General features: G+C 67.1%; 27 protein-coding genes. 5 read left to right on the forward strand and 22 right to left on the reverse strand.

Annotation, left to right across the window (positions count from 1 at the left end):
• Positions 1-2 precede the first annotated feature (2 nt).
• From ACFXHA_RS07345 to ACFXHA_RS07410, 14 genes are all read right to left on the reverse strand, one after another.
• A complete protein-coding gene (locus tag ACFXHA_RS07345; protein ID WP_379353984.1) occupies positions 3-578 on the reverse strand; it encodes a hypothetical protein in 576 nt (191 codons plus the stop codon).
• Between the two features lie 385 nt (positions 579-963).
• Positions 964-1,260, reverse strand: coding sequence for a 30S ribosomal protein S17 (gene rpsQ / locus ACFXHA_RS07350; protein ID WP_033091024.1), 297 nt, complete (start codon positions 1,258-1,260; stop codon positions 964-966).
• Entirely contained in the window at positions 1,257-1,496 is a 240-nt protein-coding gene (gene rpmC / locus ACFXHA_RS07355) for a 50S ribosomal protein L29 (RefSeq protein ID WP_157388623.1), read from the reverse strand. The genes rpsQ and rpmC overlap by 4 nt, the downstream gene beginning before the upstream one ends.
• On the reverse strand, positions 1,496-1,912 hold the full coding sequence (gene rplP, locus ACFXHA_RS07360; RefSeq protein ID WP_379353986.1) for a 50S ribosomal protein L16: 417 nt from the start codon (positions 1,910-1,912) through the stop codon (positions 1,496-1,498). Before rplP ends, rpmC begins: the two co-directional genes overlap by 1 nt.
• A 3-nt stretch (positions 1,913-1,915) precedes the next feature.
• The gene (gene rpsC / locus ACFXHA_RS07365) at positions 1,916-2,731 is read right to left on the reverse strand and encodes a 30S ribosomal protein S3 (protein ID WP_379353988.1); all 816 of its coding nucleotides are present in this window, start codon (positions 2,729-2,731) and stop codon (positions 1,916-1,918) included.
• Positions 2,732-3,133 carry a 50S ribosomal protein L22 gene (gene rplV / locus ACFXHA_RS07370; RefSeq protein ID WP_379353990.1) on the reverse strand — a complete coding sequence of 134 codons (402 nt, stop codon included), beginning with the start codon at positions 3,131-3,133 and terminating at the stop codon, positions 2,732-2,734. It abuts the gene before it with no gap.
• The gene (rpsS, locus tag ACFXHA_RS07375) at positions 3,130-3,411 is read right to left on the reverse strand and encodes a 30S ribosomal protein S19 (protein ID WP_040804204.1); all 282 of its coding nucleotides are present in this window, start codon (positions 3,409-3,411) and stop codon (positions 3,130-3,132) included. The genes rplV and rpsS overlap by 4 nt, the downstream gene beginning before the upstream one ends.
• A 14-nt stretch (positions 3,412-3,425) precedes the next feature.
• On the reverse strand, positions 3,426-4,256 hold the full coding sequence (gene rplB / locus ACFXHA_RS07380) for a 50S ribosomal protein L2 (protein WP_379353992.1): 831 nt from the start codon (positions 4,254-4,256) through the stop codon (positions 3,426-3,428).
• 32 nt (positions 4,257-4,288) lie between these two features.
• Positions 4,289-4,594: a 50S ribosomal protein L23 gene (gene rplW, locus ACFXHA_RS07385; RefSeq protein WP_033091018.1), complete on the reverse strand. Its 306-nt coding sequence runs from the start codon at positions 4,592-4,594 to the stop codon at positions 4,289-4,291.
• On the reverse strand, positions 4,591-5,262 hold the full coding sequence (rplD, locus tag ACFXHA_RS07390) for a 50S ribosomal protein L4 (RefSeq protein ID WP_379353994.1): 672 nt from the start codon (positions 5,260-5,262) through the stop codon (positions 4,591-4,593). The genes rplW and rplD overlap by 4 nt, the downstream gene beginning before the upstream one ends.
• A complete protein-coding gene (gene rplC, locus ACFXHA_RS07395) occupies positions 5,259-5,924 on the reverse strand; it encodes a 50S ribosomal protein L3 (RefSeq protein ID WP_379353996.1) in 666 nt (221 codons plus the stop codon). The genes rplD and rplC overlap by 4 nt, the downstream gene beginning before the upstream one ends.
• Before the next feature lie 14 nt (positions 5,925-5,938).
• A complete protein-coding gene (gene rpsJ / locus ACFXHA_RS07400; protein ID WP_040804197.1) occupies positions 5,939-6,244 on the reverse strand; it encodes a 30S ribosomal protein S10 in 306 nt (101 codons plus the stop codon).
• A gap of 509 nt (positions 6,245-6,753) precedes the next feature.
• On the reverse strand, positions 6,754-7,185 hold the full coding sequence (locus ACFXHA_RS07405; protein WP_379353998.1) for a hypothetical protein: 432 nt from the start codon (positions 7,183-7,185) through the stop codon (positions 6,754-6,756).
• Between the two features lie 140 nt (positions 7,186-7,325).
• Positions 7,326-7,781: a hypothetical protein gene (locus ACFXHA_RS07410; RefSeq protein WP_379354000.1), complete on the reverse strand. Its 456-nt coding sequence runs from the start codon at positions 7,779-7,781 to the stop codon at positions 7,326-7,328.
• Between the two features lie 83 nt (positions 7,782-7,864).
• On the opposite strand from ACFXHA_RS07410, the gene ACFXHA_RS07415 reads away from it, so the two are divergent.
• A complete protein-coding gene (locus tag ACFXHA_RS07415; RefSeq protein ID WP_379354002.1) occupies positions 7,865-8,341 on the forward strand; it encodes a hotdog fold domain-containing protein in 477 nt (158 codons plus the stop codon).
• Between the two features lie 91 nt (positions 8,342-8,432).
• The gene (locus tag ACFXHA_RS07420) at positions 8,433-8,936 is read left to right on the forward strand and encodes a DUF5666 domain-containing protein (protein ID WP_379354004.1); all 504 of its coding nucleotides are present in this window, start codon (positions 8,433-8,435) and stop codon (positions 8,934-8,936) included.
• A 66-nt stretch (positions 8,937-9,002) separates the two neighbouring features.
• Here the strand turns inward: ACFXHA_RS07420 and ACFXHA_RS07425 are convergent, their stop codons facing one another.
• Positions 9,003-9,389, reverse strand: a complete 387-nt coding sequence (locus ACFXHA_RS07425) for a hypothetical protein (protein WP_379354006.1) — start codon at positions 9,387-9,389, stop codon at positions 9,003-9,005.
• A 133-nt stretch (positions 9,390-9,522) separates the two neighbouring features.
• Here ACFXHA_RS07425 and ACFXHA_RS07430 point away from each other — a divergent pair, with 133 nt between their 5' ends.
• A complete protein-coding gene (locus tag ACFXHA_RS07430; RefSeq protein ID WP_379354008.1) occupies positions 9,523-10,740 on the forward strand; it encodes a lycopene cyclase family protein in 1,218 nt (405 codons plus the stop codon).
• 4 nt (positions 10,741-10,744) lie between these two features.
• On the opposite strand, the gene ACFXHA_RS07435 is transcribed toward ACFXHA_RS07430, so the two are convergent.
• From ACFXHA_RS07435 to ACFXHA_RS07450, 4 genes are read right to left on the reverse strand one after another with little or no spacing between them, the layout of a single operon-like run.
• Positions 10,745-11,773 (reverse strand): SDR family oxidoreductase, encoded by a 1,029-nt coding sequence (locus tag ACFXHA_RS07435; protein WP_379354010.1) that lies wholly within the window; start codon positions 11,771-11,773, stop codon positions 10,745-10,747.
• A gap of 43 nt (positions 11,774-11,816) precedes the next feature.
• Positions 11,817-12,668, reverse strand: a complete 852-nt coding sequence (locus ACFXHA_RS07440) for an ABC transporter permease (protein WP_379354012.1) — start codon at positions 12,666-12,668, stop codon at positions 11,817-11,819.
• Positions 12,665-13,474: an ABC transporter permease gene (locus ACFXHA_RS07445; protein WP_379354014.1), complete on the reverse strand. Its 810-nt coding sequence runs from the start codon at positions 13,472-13,474 to the stop codon at positions 12,665-12,667. Before ACFXHA_RS07445 ends, ACFXHA_RS07440 begins: the two co-directional genes overlap by 4 nt.
• The gene (locus ACFXHA_RS07450) at positions 13,471-14,481 is read right to left on the reverse strand and encodes an ATP-binding cassette domain-containing protein (protein WP_379354016.1); all 1,011 of its coding nucleotides are present in this window, start codon (positions 14,479-14,481) and stop codon (positions 13,471-13,473) included. The genes ACFXHA_RS07445 and ACFXHA_RS07450 overlap by 4 nt, the downstream gene beginning before the upstream one ends.
• Before the next feature lie 322 nt (positions 14,482-14,803).
• Here ACFXHA_RS07450 and ACFXHA_RS07455 point away from each other — a divergent pair, with 322 nt between their 5' ends.
• The gene (locus ACFXHA_RS07455) at positions 14,804-16,285 is read left to right on the forward strand and encodes an aldehyde dehydrogenase family protein (protein WP_379354018.1); all 1,482 of its coding nucleotides are present in this window, start codon (positions 14,804-14,806) and stop codon (positions 16,283-16,285) included.
• Here the strand turns inward: ACFXHA_RS07455 and ACFXHA_RS07460 are convergent.
• A complete protein-coding gene (locus ACFXHA_RS07460; RefSeq protein WP_379354020.1) occupies positions 16,241-17,533 on the reverse strand; it encodes a TetR/AcrR family transcriptional regulator in 1,293 nt (430 codons plus the stop codon). The genes ACFXHA_RS07455 and ACFXHA_RS07460 overlap by 45 nt on opposite strands.
• Positions 17,534-17,661: 128 nt before the next feature.
• Between ACFXHA_RS07460 and ACFXHA_RS07465 the strand changes: the two genes are divergently transcribed.
• A complete protein-coding gene (locus ACFXHA_RS07465) occupies positions 17,662-18,456 on the forward strand; it encodes an enoyl-CoA hydratase-related protein (protein WP_379354022.1) in 795 nt (264 codons plus the stop codon).
• A 9-nt stretch (positions 18,457-18,465) separates the two neighbouring features.
• On the opposite strand, the gene ACFXHA_RS07470 is transcribed toward ACFXHA_RS07465, so the two are convergent.
• Both ACFXHA_RS07470 and ACFXHA_RS07475 read right to left on the reverse strand, forming a co-directional pair.
• Positions 18,466-19,716 carry an Nramp family divalent metal transporter gene (locus ACFXHA_RS07470; protein WP_379354024.1) on the reverse strand — a complete coding sequence of 417 codons (1,251 nt, stop codon included), beginning with the start codon at positions 19,714-19,716 and terminating at the stop codon, positions 18,466-18,468.
• A 142-nt stretch (positions 19,717-19,858) separates the two neighbouring features.
• Positions 19,859-20,851 carry an alpha/beta hydrolase gene (locus ACFXHA_RS07475; RefSeq protein WP_379354985.1) on the reverse strand — a complete coding sequence of 331 codons (993 nt, stop codon included), beginning with the start codon at positions 20,849-20,851 and terminating at the stop codon, positions 19,859-19,861.
• Between the last annotated feature and the right edge of the window lie 185 nt (positions 20,852-21,036).

The raw sequence follows: 21,036 nt of genomic DNA on the forward strand, positions 1-21,036 counted from the left end.
CGTCAGCAGTAGTAGCAGACGCCGTTCGCGGGGAGTTCGGTGAAGCAGGAGGCGCAGGTGGCCTTGCGGGCCTCCGGATCCGGCTTCGCGGCGGCCACCGGACCGGCCGGCGTGACCCGGCGGGGCGCACCACCGTTGCGCGGGATCAGGGGCGGGATGCCGCCGTCCGAAGGGATCTCCGCGCCGTAGGCGGCGTAGCACTGCCAGCGGGCGTAGGCGGCATGCACCTCGAGGTCCGCCGGAATCGGCAGATGCGCCAATTCCAGGACGTACTTGTAGCTTTCGGTGACCTTGTGGTTCTGCTTGACGCAGAGCGCGGTCAGCGGCGGCTCGCCGGCATTGTGACTGCGCCGCGCCACCTTGCGCAGGATGGCGTCCATCCAGGTGCGGGTGGGAGCGTCGGTCCGGATGCCGGACATCTCCTGGATCTGCTCGGCGAGTTCATTGACGGTGACGAAATGCCCGTAGCCGGTGGCGGTTTCGGCCAGCACTTCATGAGCGGCCAGTGCCCACGCGACCGAAGCGTCGCGGAAGGTCACCGCCTCGTGGTCGTTCGTCCGCCAAGCACCCGAAGTCATCGCAACATCCCTCATAGCGAAGACCAAATTAGCGCCCGCAGGCGCGACACGCCAATTCCCTTTGGCCATATCGCGTTTCAGTTTGGTCACACTCACCCCGAGTGAGGTATCGACCCTCTCGAGCTCTCAGGGGCTCCGCCCCCGAACCCCCGGAAGATACGCGGGGGCAAGCCCCCGCACCCCCGATAGGAGGACCGTGGGGGTCAAGCCCCCACACCCCCGAAAACGAAAGCCGCCGCTTCCGAAGGAAGCAGCCCCTCCCCGCCCAACACACTGGCCCGCTTCCCTGACGGCAAGCGGATACCCATACCCCCCAAAGACTTCGGCCCGCTTCCCTATTGGGAAGCGGGCCGATGTTCTATGACTTGATCAAGTCAGAGCAGGCTTACTTGGCCTTCTCCAGGACCTCGACCAGACGCCACCGCTTGGTGGCGGACAGCGGACGGGTCTCCATCAGCTGCACGCGGTCGCCGACGCCGGCGATCTCGTTCTCGTCGTGGGCCTTCACCTTCGAGGTGGTGCGGATGATCTTGCCGTAAAGCTTGTGCTTCACGCGATCTTCCAGCTCGACCACGATGGTCTTGGTCATCTTGTCGGAGACGACGTAGCCGATGCGCACCTTGCGCGAGCCACGCTCCTCCTGCTTGGCCGGCGTCTTGGCCGGGCCCTTTACGTCGCTCATGCGGCGTCTCCCTTGCCTTCAGGACCGGAGGCCAGGCCGAGCTCGCGCTCACGCATGACCGTGTAGATGCGTGCGATCTCGTGGCGGACCACACGCAGGCGACGGTTGTTGGTCATCTGACCGGTCGCCATCTGGAAGCGCAGGTTGAACAGCTCTTCCTTGGATTCGCGCAGCTTGGCGACGAGCGCCTCGTTGTCGAGCTCGCGGAGCTCTGCGGCCGGGTTAGCGGTAGCCATCAGAACTGCTCCTCTCGGGTCACGATCCGGCACTTCATCGGGAGCTTGTGCATCGCGCGGCGCAGGGCCTCACGAGCGATCTCCTCGGTCGGGTACGAGATCTCGAACATGACCCGGCCGGGCTTGACGTTCGCGATCCACCACTCGGGCGAACCCTTACCGGAACCCATGCGGGTTTCGGCAGGCTTCTTGGTGATCGGACGGTCCGGGTAGATGTTGATCCAGACCTTGCCGCCACGCTTGATGTGGCGGGTCATCGCGATACGAGCCGACTCGATCTGACGGTTGGTGACGTACGCAGGCTCGAGAGCCTGGATGCCGTACTCACCGAACGTCACCGCGGTGCCGCCCTTCGCCATGCCGGAGCGGCCGGGGTGGTGCTGCTTACGGTGCTTGACCTTGCGGGGCATCAACATAGGTCAGCCCTCCTGGTTCTCTACCGGAGCCTCCGCGACTGCAGTCGCGGCACGCCCGGCCTCGGTGCTGGTCGCGGTGGTGCCCTGGGCACCGCTGCGACGGGGACGGCTCGGACGCTCGCGACGCGGGCGATCGTCACGATCACGGTCGCCACGGCCGGACGGGGCCACAGCGGTGACCTCGCGCTTGCCGCCGACGATGTCGCCCTTGTAGATCCAGACCTTCACGCCGATGCGGCCGAAGGTGGTCTTCGCCTCGTACAGGCCGTAGTCGATGTCGGCGCGCAGCGTGTGCAGCGGCACGCGACCCTCACGGTAGAACTCCGAGCGCGACATTTCCGCGCCGCCGAGACGGCCGGAGCACTGCACACGGATGCCCTTGACGTTCGGCGAACGCATGGCCGACTGAATGGCCTTACGCATCGCACGACGGAACGCCACACGGTTCGACAGCTGCTCGGCAACACCCTGAGCAACCAGCTGCGCATCCGACTCGGGGTTCTTGACCTCGAGGATGTTCAGCTGAACCTGCTTCTTGGTGAGCTTCTCCAGCTCGGCGCGAATGCGGTCGGCCTCGGCGCCACGACGGCCGATCACGATGCCCGGACGCGCGGTGTGGATATCCACCCGGACGCGATCACGAGTGCGCTCGATCTCGACCTTCGAGATGCCGGCCCGCTCCATGCCCGTGGCGAGGAGCTTCCGGATCGCGACGTCTTCCTTCACGTAGTCCGCGTACTGCTTGTCCGCGTACCAACGCGACTTCCAGTCGGTGGTGATACCGAGGCGGAAGCCATGGGGATTGATTTTCTGTCCCATTTACTTTGCCCCTCCCTTCCGGCGGCTACGAGTGGCAGCGCCGGCGGTGGGCACGCTCTCGACCTCGATGGTGATGTGGCTGGTGCGCTTGCGGATCCGGAACGCACGGCCCTGGGCCCGCGGCTGGAAACGCTTCATGGTGGCGCCCTCGTCGACGAAAGCCGTCGAGATCACCAGGGTGGCCGGGTTGAGGCCGAGATTGTTCTCGGCGTTGGCGGCCGCCGAAGCGACAACCTTCGCAACCGGCTCGCTCGCGGCCTGCGGCGCGAACTTCAGGATGTTCAGCGCGTCCTCGACACGACGGCCACGGACCATGTCCACGACGCGACGAGCCTTCATAGGCGTCACGCGGACGTGCTTGGCGGTCGCGCGCGCGGTCGGGTTCTGAGTTTCAGTGCTCATCGCCGCTTGCTCTTCCGATCTTCCTTGACGTGGCTCTTGAACGTGCGAGTCGGCGCGAATTCACCGAGCTTGTGTCCAACCATGTTCTCCGACACGAACACCGGCACGTGCTTGCGGCCATCGTGGACCGAGAACGTGTGACCGATGAAGTCGGGAATGATGGTGGAACGACGCGACCAGGTCTTGATGACCTGCTTCGTGCCCTTCTCGTTCTGAACGTCCACCTTCTTGAGGAGGTGTCCGTCGACGAACGGGCCCTTCTTCAGGCTACGTGGCATCTTTAACCTCCTCCTTAACGCTTCTTGCCGCGGCGGCGGACGATGAGCTTGTCACTGGGACGGTTGGGCTTACGGGTGCGGCCCTCCGGCTTGCCCCACGGGGAGACCGGGTGGCGACCACCGGAGGTCTTACCCTCACCACCACCGTGCGGGTGGTCGACCGGGTTCATGACCACACCACGGACGGTCGGGCGAACGCCCTTCCACCGCATACGGCCGGCCTTGCCCCAGTTGATGTTCGACTGCTCGGCGTTGCCGACCTCGCCGATGGTGGCGCGGCAGCGCACATCGACGCGACGGATTTCACCGGAGGGCATACGCAGGACGGCGTAGGCGCCTTCCTTACCCAGCAGCTGGATGCTCATGCCCGCGGCGCGAGCCAGCTTGGCGCCGCCACCCGGACGCAGCTCCACCGCGTGAATGGTGGTACCGGTCGGGATCGAGCGCAGCGGCAGGTTGTTGCCGGGCTTGATGTCGGCGCCGGGGCCGGACTCGATCTTCGTGCCCTGGGCAATGCCCTTGGGCGCGATGATGTAGCGCTTCTCGCCGTCCGCGAAGTGCAGCAGCGCGATGTTCGCCGTGCGGTTCGGGTCGTACTCGATGTGCGCAACCTTGGCCGGCACGCCGTCCTTGTCCAGTCGACGGAAGTCGATCAGACGGTAGGCGCGCTTGTGGCCGCCACCCTTGTGCCGGGTGGTGATGCGGCCCTGCGCGTTACGGCCACCGGTCTTGGTGAGCGGACGCAGCAGCGACTTCTCGGGGGTCGAACGGGTGATCTCGGCGAAATCCGAGACCGAGGCACCGCGGCGACCCGGGGTAGTCGGCTTGTACTTACGAATTGCCATGAGTTCTTCTGCCTTTCTGAAGTCCCCGCCGCTTACGCGACCGGGCCTCCGAAGATCTCGATGGGCTTGCTGTCGGCCGAGATGGTCACGAGCGCGCGCTTGGTGTCCTTGCGCTTGCCGTAACCGAAGCGGGTCCGCTTGCGCTTGCCCTGACGGTTGGCGGTGTTGACGCTCGTGACCTTGACACCGAAAACCTTCTCAACGGCGATCTTGATCTGCGTCTTGTTCGAATCCGGGTGCACCAGGAAGGTGTAGGTGCCGTCCTCGATCAGTCCGTAGGACTTCTCGGAGATCACCGGCGCGAGCAGAATGTCGCGGGGGTCGGCGATGGTGGTCACTTGCTCTCCTCCTGTGCAGCTTCGGCGGGGCCGTGCACGAAGGCGTTGAGCGCCTCGACCGAGAACACGATCTCGTCCGACTTCAGGACGTCGTAGGTGTTCAGCTGGTCCGGGGCGATCGGGTGCACGCCCGGCAGGTTCGCCACGCTCTTCCACGCGGTGACATCTTCCCGGCCGACGACGACCAGGATGTTCTTCCGCTCCGAGATCTCGGCGAGGAAGGACTTGGCCGACTTGGTCGACGGGGTCTGACCCGCGACCAGCTCGGTGATGACGTGGATGCGCTCGTTACGAGCCCGGTCCGACAGAGCGCCACGCAGTGCGGCGACCTTCATCTTCTTGGGCAGACGCTGGGTGTAGTCACGCGGCTGCGGGCCGTGGACGGTGCCACCGCCGGCGAACTGCGGCGCACGGGTCGAACCCTGGCGCGCACGGCCGGTGCCCTTCTGGCGGTACGGCTTCTTGCCACCGCCGCGGACCATGCCGCGGGTCTTGGTGGCGTGCGTGCCCTGGCGAGCCGCGGCCTGCTGGGCCACGACGACCTGGTGCATCAGCGCGATGTTCGCGGTCACGTCGAAGATCTCCGCGGGGAGCTCGACGGTGCCCTCGGTCTTGCCGCCAGCGGCCTTGACCGTGAGCGTCAGGTTGGTCTTGGTCTCGGTGCTCATGCCCGGGCACCACCCTTCACTGCACTCTTGACGATCACGACGTGGCCACGACGGCCCGGGATCGCACCCTTGATCAGCAGCAGACCGTTCTCGGCATCCACCTTGTGGACCGTGAGGTTCTGCGTGGTGACGCGGTCGTTACCCATACGGCCCGACATGCGCATGCCCTTGAAGACACGGCCCGGGGTGGAGCAACCACCGATGGAACCCGGACGACGGTGCACAGCCTGCGCACCGTGCGAGGCACCCTGGCCCTTGAAGCCGTGACGCTTCATGGTGCCGGCGAAGCCCTTGCCCTTGGAGGTGCCGGTCACATCGACGTAGCTGCCCTCGGCGAAGGCCTCCGCGTTGATTTCCTGGCCGACCTCGAAGGCGGCGGCGTCGGCGACGCGCAGCTCGGCGATGTGGCGGCGAGGGGTGACACCGGCCTTGGAGAACTGGCCGGAGACCGGCTTGTTCACCTTGCGCGGGTCGATCGACCCGTAGGCGACCTGGATGGCGGCGTAGCCGTCACGCTCCACGGTGCGGATCTGGGTAACGACGTTCGGGCCCGCCTTGACGACGGTCACGGGAACGACGCGGTTCTTTTCGTCGAAGACCTGGGTCATGCCGAGCTTGGTGCCCAGGATGCCCGCGGCCGGACGAGTCTTGTTGTCAGTCATATTCGAAGTCCCCGTCACTGAATGTTGACGTCGACGCTGGCCGGCAGGTCGATGCGCATCAGGGCATCAACCGTCTTCGGCGTCGGGTCGAGGATGTCGATAAGCCGCTTGTGGGTACGCATCTCGAAGTGCTCGCGCGAGTCCTTGTACTTGTGCGGCGACCGGATGACGCAGTAGATGTTCTTCTCGGTGGGCAACGGCACCGGGCCGACGACACGGGCACCTGTACGGGTCACCGTCTCGACGATCTTGCGCGCAGACGCGTCGATCGCCTCATGGTCGTAGGCCTTGAGCCTGATGCGGATCTTCTGTCCCGCCACGCTGAGTGTCCTTTTCTCCGCTTACGTTGTGGCCCAGGGGCTTTCGCTCCCGTACCACCCTCATTTGCACTGCCCGAACACACGAAGACGCATCAGCCACCACTCGACCGGCCCACCTGGGGCCCGATCCATCGCCGCTGTTCATCTGTCATGGTTCATCCGGTCCACGCGGTCGGGCGTGTCGCTCCGCCGCTCATTCCTCGGCCCGGACCAAAATCCTGTAAGCCTCGGAACATTGTTCCGGACGCACCCACACCGTTAACCAGCGGGGTGCAAAATTGGGTCTTGCTCGCCCACTACCAGCGCCGATCCAACGGAAAAGACGCAACCCGGAGTGGGCAACCCGAACAGTATGCCTCGAGCCATGGGGGCAGTTCAAATCGCCCCCTCCCCTACGCCGCAACTCGATGGCCCAGCTCACAGCACGTGCCGCAGATCGGACAAGCCGGGCGTGAACAGCACAATGGCCGGTGCGCGAAGTGATCTCGCGCACCGGCCATCTCGGGAGGTCAGCGGTTGTCGAAGTCCTGAAGGTAGTACTTCCAGCCACCGAGATCCTCGACCAAGAGGAAGTTGCCGCCGCGGAAGACGGCCGGATCGACCACGGCCAGACCTACTCGCCCGCCGGGCGTGGCGGCGGCCTCACCGACGGTCGAGGCCAAGGTCGCGTACACCGTCCCATCGAGCTTCGGGAGCTGCGAGAAGTACGGGTCGGGCGCGATCCTGTTGTTCGCCTGGTTGATCTGGGTGATCATGGCCGGGATCGGGCTGTTGGCCAGTGCCACGGTTTCATCGTGGTTGAGGTCCACCGCCACGACGATGCCGGTGCCCGGATCGACGTACGGCGTGAAAGCGGCGGCCGATCCGGCCGACATGGTTGCGGCGGCCGCGGCCCCCGCGAGTGCGATGCCAACCGTGGCCACCGCGGTGCGAATACGCATGATTTCTGAAACTCCAGTTTTCGAGCACTGCCGGCAGATGTGGGGCCGACGCCCAGTCACACCCCCGGCGCGACCCGACAAGCTAACAACCAACCACCCGGTCTCGCTCGACGAGAGCAGCCCCCGACCGATTCGATGACCTATTCGGCCGACGCGCGCCTCGAGCGAATCCGCCGGGCGAAGCGGTAGGCGAGCCACATCAAGAGCGCGAAAGCGGCGCAACCGATTCCGAAGTCCACCGGCCACCGGAGGGAGTCGGTGATCGCCGTGTCGGAGGTCGCACGGACGGCCAACTCCGCGCCCTCCGGATAGCGCTGGGCGACGCCGTGCAACAGACCCGAGCCCTGCGTGCCGTCGCGGAGTTGCCAGGTGCCGTTGCAGTAGAAGGTGGAATTACCGCGATAGGAAGTGCTCCAGCAGTTGTGAACTCGCGCGGCGACGCGGTCGCCGGTGAGATAGACCACCACCTTGCCGAAGTACCCGGGAATCAGCAGGCTCACCGCAATCAGTGCGAACACGCCGACCATCCGGAACCGCGTTCGATACGGCTCGGCGATCCGCCACGGCTGCCTACCGCGTTTCGCGTGCTTGGACACGTTTCGCACTGTGCCACCCCCCGCTGGTCGGGCTCGGCACCGCCGCACCCGCACAGAACTTACTTTCAAGTAAGATAGCGGACATGGGTAAAGAAACCGCTACTTACCGCGGGTGGAAGAAGCTCCCCGACAACCGAATCGGGCACACGTTGTTCTCCCTCGGGATGGTGGCCCGGGTCCCGTACTTCGGGACCGTGCTGCCGAGCGTGGTGCGCCTGGAGCCGGGCCTGTGCGAGGTGACCGCGCCCAAGTGGTTCGGCATCCACAACCACCTCGGCACCTTCCACGCCATCGCCGCCTGCAACCTGGCCGAGGTAGCGATGGGCATGCTCTCCGAAGCCACCGTCCCGGATACCCACCGCTGGATCCCCAAGGCCATGAACGTCCAATACCTGGCCAAGGCCAACTCCAGCCTCCGAGCCCTCGCCAAACTCCCCGAAGTCCCCGACTTCACCACCATCACCGAAGGCCAGAACCTGATCGTCCCGGTCTCGATCTACGACAAGTCCGGCCTCGAGGTCGTCCACGCCGACATCACCACCTGGGTGACCCCGAAATAGCGGCAACAGACCGGGGAGTCACATCAAGCACGGAGTGACTCACCAGCCGACGCCTAGGGACCTCACAGCTGGCGAAAATAGCGTTGCGGCCATGACAGATTCAACACATGCCGCGGACAGTTCCGAACCTCTTTCCGGACGGCGTCGGCCCGGTCTCCTGCTTCGCACCGTCGCCGGCGTCACGCTGGCCCTGACGGCCACACTCGGGCTCGCTGCCTGCGGGTCGTCGAGTGATCATTCGAGCGGGGGCAATCAGGAGCAGGGGCCGGGGGATCATAAGGGGGCCGGTGGGGGCGGGAGAGGGGTTGGCGGGAAGATCACCACTGAGGGGTCGGGGTCTTGGATGATTACCAAGCAGGACGGTAGTACCGAGACGGTGACGATTTCGCCGACCACGGAGTTCGGGTCGAAGTCGAAGAGTGAGACTGCGGCGCAGTTCGCGGTGGGCGACCAGATCATGGTGCAGGGGCAGGAATCCAACGGGAGCATTGCCGCCACTCGGATTATTCATGCGCGGGAGCGTGGGAATGGGACGCCGGGCGCTACGCCGCCGAGTTCGGGGAGTGCGGCGCCGTCGGCTACGCCGACGAAGTGAGTTCGGAACTAGATCCGATATCGATAGCTGTCGGCAAGTCCGTTGCCGCGCAACGGACTTGCGGCATTACTTGCCGATCGGCGTGCTCAGGAACAGGGCTACGGCGATGATGCCCAGGATGATCGGGACGATGGCCAGGATGATGCGCAGGACCATCGGGGACCAGTAGGCGGGTAGCCATTGCCCGACTGCCGCCACCACCGCGATCGCGGCCAGCGCCTCGGCGACGTCGAGGTGGTGGAAGGTCTCGGGGCAGGAGTCGGGGCCGTTGCAGGAGTCGGTGGCGAAGGCGCTGAGCACCATGGCTCCGAAGCACACCATCATGATGACCACGAACAGGCAGGTGGAGATCGTGGCGGGCAGCCACCAGTAGCGGCGGCGGTCGTCGCGGGGCCGACCGGGGAGGTGCGCGGGCTGCATGGGTGGTGGCAGCGGAGCTCCGAATTGATTCATCGATGCCTCCTACCCGGCTATGACTACCTCCGGTCCGACCGAGTGGCCAGCGGACTTTCCGGAATCCTACTGGCCGGGTGCGAAGTCGGAGTCGGCCTGGCGTGCTGCGGGCCAGGCTGTTTGAATGCGAAGTATGAGTGGCCGAGAGGTCGGCAGAGCCGCCGACGTGTGTGTGGTGGGGCTCGGTCCCACGGGGCGGGCGTTGGCGCATCGCGCGATGGCGGCGGGTCTGCGGGTGGTCGCGATCGACTCGCGGCCGACGCGGCTGTGGGGGCCCACGTATTCATGCTGGGTGGATGAGCTGCCGGAGTGGCTGGGGCACAGCGCGATTGCCAGCCGGATCGACGCACCGGTGGTGTGGACGGCGGCCGAGCATCGGATTCCGCGCCCCTACTGTGTGCTGTCCAAGCAGGGCCTGTTCGACGCGCTACCGCTGGATGACGCGACGGTGATCACCGGTCGCGCCCGCATTGTCGAGGCGCATCGGGTGGAGTTGTCCGACGGCACCGAGGTGCGGGCGGCGACCGTGTTCGACACTCGCGGGCAGTCGGCCCCGGCCGCGCGCCGTACCGCCAGTGCGCACGGCATTTTCGTGGACGAGGACATTGCTGCGCCCATGGTGCGCGAGGGCGAGGGCCTGCTGCTGGATTGGCGTGACGAGAACGGCGCGGGCCCGGACGAGCCGCCGTCGTTCCTGTACTCGGTGCCGCTCGGGGACGGCACGGTGATCTTCGAGGAGACCAGTCTCGGCCTGCGCGGCGGCATGCCCCAGCACGAGTTGCGGCGGCGCACGCTGAATCGGCTGGCCGCGCACGGGATTCGGTTGCGTGGCGACGAGCCGACCGAGGCCGCGCACTATCCGCTCGACGCGGTTCCGCCGGAAGCCGGTCGCGGACAGGTGATCCCGTTCGGTTCGCGCGGCGGCATGATGCACCCGATCACCGGGTATTGCGTGGCGGATTCACTGTCGCTGGTGGACACCGCGCTCGACGCGGTCCAGCGCGGCACCGATCCCATCGAGGCCTTGTGGCCGCGGCAGGCCAGGCTGGTGCACTGGATGCGCATGCGTGGCGTGTACGGCCTGGGCCGACTGACGACCGCCCAGTCCATTGCCATGTTCGACGCCTTCTTCACCCGCCCGCCGCGCCAACAACGCGCCCTGCTGTCCGCCCATGCCGACTACACCGCGCTGGGTACCGCCCTGTTCATGACGGTCGCCACCACCTACCCGTTCCGCTGGCGCTACGACCTGGTCGGTTGGACCAACCGAAACCGCTGGCTGGGCTGGGATTACGGGCAGCCGCGCCCGGAGTCCGATCTGCTGCTACCCGAGGACTCCACGCACTCCTGACCCCTCACACCCAGTTCTCGATCCAGTACTTCCAGATGATCGAGGCGTAGGCGGCCAGCGGCGGAACCTTGATGTCGGTGCCGGCGAGGGCGGCGGCGGTGTGCCGGGAGTCGAAGCGGCAGGCGAATTCGGTGTCCTCGATGACGTCCATGGGGATGCCGACCTGACGCAGCGCCCACCCCATGCCGGGCACGCGCAGGGTGACGTCGAGGGTCGGTTTGGGCATGACTTCGATCAGGTGCGGCGCGCCCGCCTCGTCGGCGAAGAGGTTGAAGACCTCGGCCACGCTCTGCTCGCGCGGATCCACCAGGTGATAGGTGGAGGGTCCGTCGCCGGGGCGGTGGGCGATGTGGTCGAGGGCGCGCACCACGTAATCGACCGGGACCATATTGGTTTCGCCGAGTTTGGGCGCGACCACCGGCAGGATGCGCGGCAGCTGGGCGGCCATGCGCAGCAGCCGGAAGAAGTAGTAGGGCCCGTCGATGCGGTCGATCTCGCCGGTGCGGGAGTCGCCGATGACGATGGCGGGCCGGTAGATCCGCCACGGTACGGCGGTCTGCTCGCGCACGTCCTGTTCGGCCCGCAGCATGGCGCGCTGATACGGCGTGGGCAGCAGCTGCCCGACGTCGGTCATGCCCTCGGTGAACAGGCCCTCCCAGGCCCCGGCGACGCGCGCGGTCGAAACGTGGTGCAGCCGTCCGGCTTCCAGCGCGGCCGCGAGTTCGGCCACGCGGCGGGTGCCGCCGCCCGCGCCGGTGGCGTCGAAGCCGCCGGCCAGGTGGAAGACGTGGTCGATCGAACCGCGCTGTGCCGCAATCCAGCTGGAGTCGATGCCGAGTCCGGGTGCGGCGAGGTCGCCGCGGACCGGGCGCACCCGGTCGCGGGCATCCCATGCGCGGAGGCAGCGGTTGAACCGCAGCACGGAGTCCTCGCCGGGACGGACCAGCACGTGGACGTCCCCACCGCGTTTCAGGAGTTCCGGTACCAGAAATCGACCGATGAACCCGGTTGCCCCGGTAACCAGGTAAGCCATGGGGCAACCTTAACGTGACGCGGACCACACTCCGCGCCAGGCTCTATGCGCCGGTCTCCGCCGCGCGGCGGTAGCCGCGGATCGCCGGGTACGCGAACACCACGATCATGCCGACCGTCCACGCCACCGTCTTCAGCAGCGGCGTCGCGATGGGTCCGCTGAGCGACAGTCCGCGCATGGCGTCGATGGCCGTGCTCATCGGCTGGTTCTCCACGGTCGTCTGCAGCCAGGTCGGGTAGGCGAGCACCGGCACGAATCCGGAGTTGAAGAACATCAGCAGGGTGTTGACCAGGCTGACGATCGACACCAGCATGATGCCCTCGGTGAGGGTGGCGAGCGCGGTCACCAGCACCGCGAACCCGATCGCGAACAGGACCGGAATGCTCAGCATGGCAATCGAAGCCGCGAAGCCGTTCCAGAACCGGAAGCCCAGCGCGACACCCACGACCAGCACGAACAGCGACGTGATGATCACGCGGATGGCCTCGGCCAGCAGGCGTCCGGTGAGCCCGGCGGCGCGGTGGATGGGCATGGTGTGGAACCGCCCGAGCAGTCCGGTCGCCTTCTCGACCTTGAAGCCGAGGGCGCTGACCGTGGATCCGGACATGGCCGCGACCAGCATGACCATCGGGGTGGTGCCGTAGATGCTGGGTGCGCCGGTGGCACGGGTGATGGAGTCGCCCAGCACGATCCGGAACATGATCAGCGTGACCGCGGGGAAGACCAGCGTCTGGATGGTGGTGGAGGGGTCACGCATCCAGCCCATGAGCAGCCGCTTGCACTGGATCAGGCTCTGTTCCACCCAGATCGAGAAGGTGCCCTCCGACCGTGGTTTCACCACCGGCAGCGGCTGATGTCCGACCCACGAATCCGCTTCTGTCACCGTCATACTCATGATCGCCTCGTACTCGCCCAGACGGCCAGCGGCATGAAGACCGCCAGGCCGCCGATCAACCACACCAGCGGCACCCACAGCACCTGCCAGGTCACCCCGTGCGCGGCCATGTCACGCAGCGCGAAGGAGAACTGGGAGATGGGCTGATTGCGCACGAACGGCCGCACCCACCGGGGGAATCCGTCCTCGGGCACGAAGCCGCAGGACATCATGCCGAAGATCAGCGTCGGCAATGTCAAAGCCTGGCTCAGGGATTCGGGGCTCTTGGAGAGTGACCCGAGCCCGTCGGCGCCGATGGCCAGCACGGTGCCGACCGCGATGGAGAAGAGGCAGAACAGTGCGGCCTGCCCGAACCCGGCGACGAAGCGGAACCCGATGAGGTAGCCCCAGCCGAGCGCCGCGATGAGCGATACGACCGAGCGCACCAGGCCCGCGGACTGTCGCGACACCAGCGGGACCATCGCCCCGATGGGCATGGTCTGCATGCGGGTGTTGAGTCCGGTCATGGATTCGTACGCGGCCAGCTGTGCGTTCGACATCATGGTGAACGACATGGTCTGCAGCACGATGATCGGCATGACGAACTGCGCGTAGTTGATGCCGCTGAACGCCATGACGTACTTCAACGGCAGGTAGAAGCCGAGGGTGAAGATCAGCGGCACGATCACCGCGACGATCAGCTCACCCTTGGTGGCCATCACCCAGACGACCCGTCCGGTGAGCGCGCGCCACTGCGCGAAGCTGTTGGGCCGGGCGGGCGGTACCCCGGCGAAGAGGTCGGCGGCGTCGGCCGCGGTGGCGGTCATGCTTGTTCCGCGGGGTCGCCGTGCGGCTTGGTGCCGGAGTGTCCGGTGAGGGTGAGGAACACGTCGTCGAGGGAGGGCCGGCGCAGGCCGATGTCGGCGAGCCGCACGCCGGCGCTGTCGAGCCGGCGCAGCGCCTCCGACAGGGTGCCCGCCCCGTCCGGGGCCGGGATCGAAAGCCGGTCGGCGCCTTCCAACTCCGCGCGGACCGCGTCGGGGACCAGGTCGCCGAGCGCGTCGGAGGCGGTGAGCAGCTGCTTGGGGTCCAGCGGCACGACCTCGCAGTAGCTGCCGCCGGTCTTCTCCTTGAGGGCGTCGGCGGTGCCTTCGGCGATGACGGTGCCCTTGTCGATGACGATGATGTTGTCGCTGAGCACGTCGGCCTCTTCGAGGTATTGCGTGGTCAGCAGGACGGTGATGCCCTGGGTCTTGAGCGCGGTGACCAGGTCCCAGACGCCTTGGCGCGAGCGCGGATCCAGGCCGGTGGTGGGTTCGTCGAGGAACACCACTTCGGGCCGGACGACCAGGCCGCAGGCGATGTCGACGCGGCGGCGCATGCCGCCGGAGTAGTGGCGGACGGCGCGGCGGCCAGCGCCGGTGAGGTCGAATTCTTCGAGCAGGTCGTCGGCGCGCTGCCGGGCGGCCTTGCGGGGTAGGCCCATGAGGCGGCCGAAGAGTTCGAGGTTCTCGCGCCCGGAGAGGTTCTCGTCGAGGGCCGCGTACTGGCCGGTCATCATGATGGACCGGCGGACGGCGGGCGCGTCGGCGCGCACATCGTGTCCGGCGATGCGGGCGATGCCGGAGTCCGGGCGCAGCAGGGTGGACAGGATCTTGACCATGGTGGTCTTGCCGGCCCCGTTGGGTCCGAGAATGCCCAGCACCTGGCCGCGCGCGGCGGTGAAGCTGACCCCTTGGAGGGCGTGCACGTCGCCGAAGGATTTGCGGACGTCTTCGACGTAAACGGCCGGTTCGTCGGGTGCTACGGAATCCGGTCTGTCCAAGCTGGGCATCAACTCTCCACTATCGGCTGGTCGGGCTGAAATTATGTAGCCCCGGCGGCGGGTCCCCACATCCGAGAGGGGTAACCCTTCGGGATGATCCACACCGCCTGGCGTGATGTTACCGGCGCATCCGAAGTGGGGCCGTTTCTTTGCCGAAGCAGCCATCGGCAAACTGTGTGCTTGGTCACAAACTGACGGGTCCCCGAATAGCTGCTGATCCAGGCGCAGACCGGACGGTATGCGGTGATTTCGCTACCTTGTCGCATCTGCGACTCGAACCATAGTCTGGCCTTGGCGGGGAGAGACATTCACAGGCCACGAGAGGTTGACCATGGCCGAGTCGGCGCAGCCGGCAACAGGGCGCGCCGGTGCGAGCCGATCCAAGGTGCTGACGTCCTACGATCCGCGTACCGGGGAGGTCGTGGGCGAATACGCCAGCATGGGCGCGGGCGAGCTGACCCGCACCGTCCGCTCGGCGCGCAGCGCCGAACAGTGGTGGGCGGCATTGGGATTCGACGCGCGCAAACGCTGGCTGCTGGATTGGAAGCGGGCCCTCGCCCGCGGCACCCGGGACCTGGTCGAGTTGATCTCGAGTGAGACCGGCAAGCCGCGCCTGGACGCCGCCATCGAGGTGACCCTGGCCGTCGAGCATCTGGATTGGGTTGCGCGCCATGCCGAGCGGACGCTGGGCCGCACCACCCGGTTGCGCGCCTCGCTGCGCCGCGAACCCACCGGCACCGTCGGCCACCTGCCGCTGGGTGTGATCGGCGTGCTGGGCCCCTGGCACAATCCCGTTCTCACCCCGATGAATTCGATCGCGGGCGCGATGGCCGCCGGCAATGCCGTGGTGTTCAAACCCAGCGAGCTGACCCCCGGCGTGGGCGCGTGGCTGGCCGACACCTGGAACGAGCTGGCCCCGAATCAGCCTGTGCTGCAGGTGGTCACGGGCGACAGCGCCACCGCCGCCGCACTGTGCCGGACCCGGTTGGACAAGCTGGCCTATGCCGGATCGGGTGCGGGGGCCCGCGAGATCGCCACGCTGGCCGCGCAATCGTCCACTCCCCTGATCGTCGAGCGGGGTGGACGCGGGGCGATGGTGGTGCAGGTCGACGCGAAGCTCGACACCGCCGCCGCGGCCGCGGTGTACGGCGCGATGGCCAATTCCGGTCAGCAGCCCGCGGGTGTGCGCTGCGTGTACGTCGCCGACTCGGTGTACGAACCGTTCCTGGAACTGGTTGCGGGCCAGGCCAAACGGTTGCGCCCGGGCGCGGATCGCCGGGCCGCCTACGGCCCGATGATCCTGGAGTCCCAGATCGAGGTGGTGCGTCGTCAGGTGCGCGATGCCATCACCCGGGGCGGGCGGCCGGTGGTCGGTGGCCTGGAGTCCATTCGCGAGCCCTATATCGAGCCGATCGTGCTCACCGAGGTGCCCGAGGTGAGCACCGCGATCACCGGTGCGGCAGTGGGACCGATGCTGGTGATTCAGCGGGTGGCCACCATGGACGAGGCGGCCGAGCGGCTCAATGCCGCCGAACGGCCGCCGACCGTAGCGGTTTTCACGCGCGATGTGCGCAGCGTCCCGGAGTTCGCGGGCCGGCTGCGCAGTGAGCTGATCACCGTCAATTCGACCCCGGTCTACGGCGTGAACGGCCCCGGCCGGATTCGTGATCCGCAGTCGCTGCGCGAATTCACCCGTTCACAGACGATCACCGAAAGGCATCCCTCGGATCAGATCACCTCGGGCACCTTCGACAAGCACCCGCGCCGGTTACGCGTCGCCCGTGCCCTGTTCCGCCTGCGGCACCGGGTTTGACGCTGCTGCGGGCACACCCAGTAGGACTGCCCGCATCACCGCGCCGACCCGCGCCAGATTCTCCGGCCGCCCGTCGAAGCGGATGCGGCGGCCGACGTCGGCGACCTGCGCGATGGCGGCGTGCACCCGGAAGCGGGCCTCGATCTGGTCGCCGTCGAGCAGGTTGGCCCATTCCAGCACGTTCTGCCGCTGCACCGACCGGAGCCGATGTTGTTCGGAGGCGGGCAGATTGGGGAATTCGGCGAAGTAGACCGGCAGGATCTCGGGCATGGCGAAGGTCATGCGGGCGAAGCGGTCGGCGATGCGTACGGCCGCGTCGGCGCGGCTGGTGGCCTCGGCCAGGGCCTCGTTGTTGGCGATGGCGACCCGTTCGGCGGTGCGGTGCAGGGCGGCGGCCAGCAGGTCGGCCTTGCTGGCGAAGTAGCGGTAGACGCTGGAGGCGTTGATGCCCGCGGCCGCGCCGATCTCCTCGATGCTGGCCTCGTGGTAGCCCTGCCGGCCGAAGATGCGAATGGCCTCGGTGAGCAGTTGTTCCCGCTTGGAGATGACGGGCAGGCCGCGCACGATCGGGTCGCCGGTGACGGGTCCGGGCGCGGGCGGCAGTTCGCAGCGCAGGATGTCCCAGCAGATTTCGATGATCAGGTTGATCAGCCGCGTGGTGGACAGTGCGGTGCGATGCGCGGTGATGGAACCGATGGCGCTGAGCACCGCGGCGGATCGCAGTTGGATGTCGACCGGGTCGGCGTCGGGGTACAGCGGTTCGATTGCGGCGGCGAGAGTGTCGTGCAGTTCGGTGTAGATGACGCGGATGCGGTCTCGGTCGGCGCGTTCGAGGTAGCGGCGTTCCCAGCGGTACAGCCCGCCTTCGCGGCGCACGTCGATGGTGTACTCGGCGATGCCGCGGATCATTGCGGTGAGTCGCGGTTCCGGTTCCAACTCGGGATTGTCGGCGGCCTTGGCGGCGTCGAGCAATTGCTGCGCGCCCATTTCCGCGGTCGCCACCAGCAGCGCGTATTTATTTCTGAAATGCCGGTAGAGGGCCGGGCCGGAGATGCCGACCTCGGCGGCGATCTCGTCGACGCCGACCGGGTGGTAGCCGCGTTCGGAGAAGGCTCGGGCCGCTACCCGTGCGATTTGGGCCTTGCGGTTCTTGGGCCGACGACGCGGGCCGGACTCGGCCGTGGTTGCCGCGGGTTCACTGTCCGGTCGCGCGGAAGCGAGGGCTGCCTCGCTGCGATCGGCGACCATACAGTTTCTCCTTCTCCGGGCCTCCGGCTGTTGACAGTGCCGGACGAACGACCTTAAGTTAACCACAATTCGCAAAGCCGAACACAGTCTGCGGCAATGCCGCCGCATATATATCTGGGGAGCGCCCGATGACCGATATCGCGACCACTACGGGTTACACCGCGATCCAGGACGGGCGGGTGCTGCGCATCACCTTCACCAATCCCAAGCGCAAGAATGCCCTCACCTACGACACCATGGTGGGCCTCGGCGACACCGTGCGGGCCGCCTCCGCCGACCCGGCCGTGCGGGTCATCGTACTGACGGGCGAGGGCGGCGACTTCTGCACCGGCGCGGACTTGGCGGCCGCGGACGAGTACACCGAGCGCGGCATCACCAACGAGATGATCCTGGACGGGGCCAACGCGATGGTCAAAGCCATTGTCGAGGCCCCGATTCCGGTGATCGCCCGGGTCAAGGGCTCGGCCGCCGGAATCGGCGTGGCCCTCGCGCTGGCCGCCGACCTGTCGTACCTCTCCGAGGACTCCTACCTGCTGCTCGCCTTCATCAATATCGGCCTCATGCCCGACGGCGGCGCGGCGGCCCTGGTGGCCGCGGCCGCCGGTCGGCCGCTGGCCGCCGAGATGGCGCTGCTGGGTGAGCGACTCCCGGCGGCGAAGGCGCTGGAGCACGGCCTGGTCGCGGGCGTCTATTCCGAGGAGGCCCTGGACGCCAAGGTCGAGGCCGCGATCGCCAAGCTCTCGCACGGCCCGCGCCGCGCCCTCGAACTCACCAAGAGCGCTCTCGGAACGGCGGCGCTGACCTCGTTCGACGCCGTGCTGGCGGCCGAGAAGTCCGGTCAGTGCGAACTGCTGGACTCCCCCGATTTCGCCGAGGGCGCGGCCGCCATGCTGTCCAAGCGCAAGGCCGTCTTCGCCGAATAGCCCGGCGCGTCAGCCCTTTCCGGTGGCGGTGAGGTAGATCAGCACCACATTCAGTGCCGTGATGACGGCCGCCACCAGCCAGGCCAGGGCGGTGGTGAGGCGGCGGTTGACGTTGTCGCCCATGAGTCCGGCGTCGCTGGTGAAGCGGACCAGCGGGATGAGCGCGAACGGGATGCCGAAGGACAGCACCACCTGCGAAATGATCAGGGCGCGGGTGGGATCGATGCCGAGGGCCAGCACCACCAGCGCCGGAATCAATGTCACCACCCGGCGCACCACCAGCGGGATGTGCCGGTGCAGCAGACCCTGCATGATCATGGCTCCCGCGTAGGCCCCGACCGAGGTGGACGCCAGGCCGGAGGCGAGCAGTCCGACCGCGAGCAGCAGTCCGGCGGCCGGACCCAGGACGTCCCGGATCGCGGCGTGCGCGCCCTCGATGGTGTCCACGCCCTCGCGGCCGCGCAGCGTGCTCGCGGCGGTGAGCAGCATGGCCAGGTTCACCGTGCCGGCCAGCAGCATGGCCAGTCCGACGTCGTAGCGGGTGATGCGCAGCAATCGATTCCGGGGTGCACCCGCTTCCGGGTGCCCGTGCCGGTCGCGGGCCATGCCGGAGTGCAGGTAGACGACGTGCGGCATGACGGTCGCGCCGATCATGGCCGCCGCGATCAGCACGCTGCCCGAACCCTCGAAGCGGGGTACCAGGCCCCCCACGGCTTCCGAGGCCGAGGGCGGTGAGATGAACAGGGAGGCAAGGAATCCGACGGCGATGACGCCGAGCAGGCCGGTGATGACGCGCTCGAAAGGTTGCTGACCGCGCCGGTTCTGGATCAGCAGCAGGCCCATCGACACGATGCCGGTGATGACGCCGCCGACCAGCAGCGGCAGCCCGAACAGCAGGTTGAGCGCGATCGCGCCGCCGACCACTTCCGCGAGATCGGTTGCGACGGCGACGGTCTCGGCTTGCGCCCAGTAGCCGATCCGGACCGGCCGGCTCGATCGCTCGCGCACCAGTTCCGGCAGCGACCTGCCGGTGACGAGGCCCAGTTTCGCGGACAGGAATTGCACCAGCCCGGCCATGATGTTGGCCATCACGATGACCCACACCAGGAGGTAGCCGTACTGTGCCCCCGCGCTGATATTGGATGCCACATTGCCGGGGTCGACGTAGGCGATGGCCGCGACGAAGGCGGGACCGAGTAGGACCGTGACCGATCGCGCTCGCTGGAACGGGCTGCGCTGATCGGCCACTCTGGTACTCACAGAGTGAGTTTACGGGTTCCCTAACTTTTTGTTTAGTCCCACCTGCCGACTTGTGACCATAGCCATAACGGCAAACGGGGCCTTAACGGCAGACAGCCCGGCACCTTTCGGTGCCGGGCTGTCGTGCGTCGTCAAGAATCGGCTAGATGCCGAGGCCCTGGGCCAGGACCGGCCACGAGTTGATGAACTCGTCGTTCCAGTAGCCCCACGAGTGGGTGCCGGTGGCCCGGAAGTTGTAGGTGGCCGGGATGCCCAGCGAGTTCAGCTTGTTGGCCAGGTTGTGGCTGCAGAAGTTGGTGCCCGCCTCGATCACGCCGCCGACGATGATCTGGTTGGCCAGACCGTATGCGCCGGGCAGGGTGTACGGGCCGTTGAGGGTGTCCCACTGGCCCGGCAGGCCGCTGCCGGAGGAGATGTAAAGGTTGATGCCACGCAGCTTTTCGGCATTGATGACCGGATCGTGCTGGGCCCATTCGGGCGAATCCGACGGCCCGTACATGTTCTCGAGCTTGCCGCCGCCCCAGGTCTCGACGGTCAGGCGCATGAACTCCTGGCCCTGCGGGTCGGCCATCTGTGCGCAGCCGGAGTAGGCGGCGACGGACTTGTAGAGGTCCGGCTTGGCCTCGGCGAGGGTGAGCACGGTGGTGCCGGAGGTGGAGATGCCGGAGATGGCGTTGACGCCGTTGGTGCCGAGCGCGGCGTCGATCAGCGGGGGCAGTTCCTCGCTGAAGAAGGTGGTCCACTTGTTGCGGCCGAGGACCGGATCGTCGTTGTCCCAGTCCTGGTAGTAGGACCATTTGCCGCCGATGGGCTGGACCACGTTGACGTTCTTGTCGCCGAGGAAGCCGTTGACGATATTGGTCTTCTTGACCCAGGAGGCGTCGTCCTGACCGCCGCCGGCACCGTTGAGCAGGTACAGGGTCGGGCGCGGGACCGAGGCGTCGGCGGGCCGCTGCACATCGACCGGGTAGGTGGCGCCCATGGCCGCGGAGTAGACGTAGAGCCGGATGTTCCGGTCGTCCTTCATCTCGGCCTTGGTGATCTTCGAACCGTCGGCGGAGACCGGGTCGGCCAGCAGCTTCTTGCCGTCGATGATCGGGTCAGCGGAGGCGGTGCCGCCGCCGACTCCGGTCATGAGACCGGTGAGAACCGCTGTGGCAGCGAGGAAGGCCGCGGCACGCACCCCGCGCCTTCCGTTCCGGACATGTCGACGAATCAATGTTTTGCACCTTCATCTCGTGTCGAATTCAGAGGTCGGCGACCCCGCGGCCTGGGTGTTTCCAGTGGTACCGACCCCGACAGACCATACGGCTTATTTCA

Origin of the sequence: Nocardia sp. NPDC059240 (assembly GCF_042753865.1) — a bacterium.
Taxonomy (GTDB): domain Bacteria; phylum Actinomycetota; class Actinomycetes; order Mycobacteriales; family Mycobacteriaceae; genus Nocardia.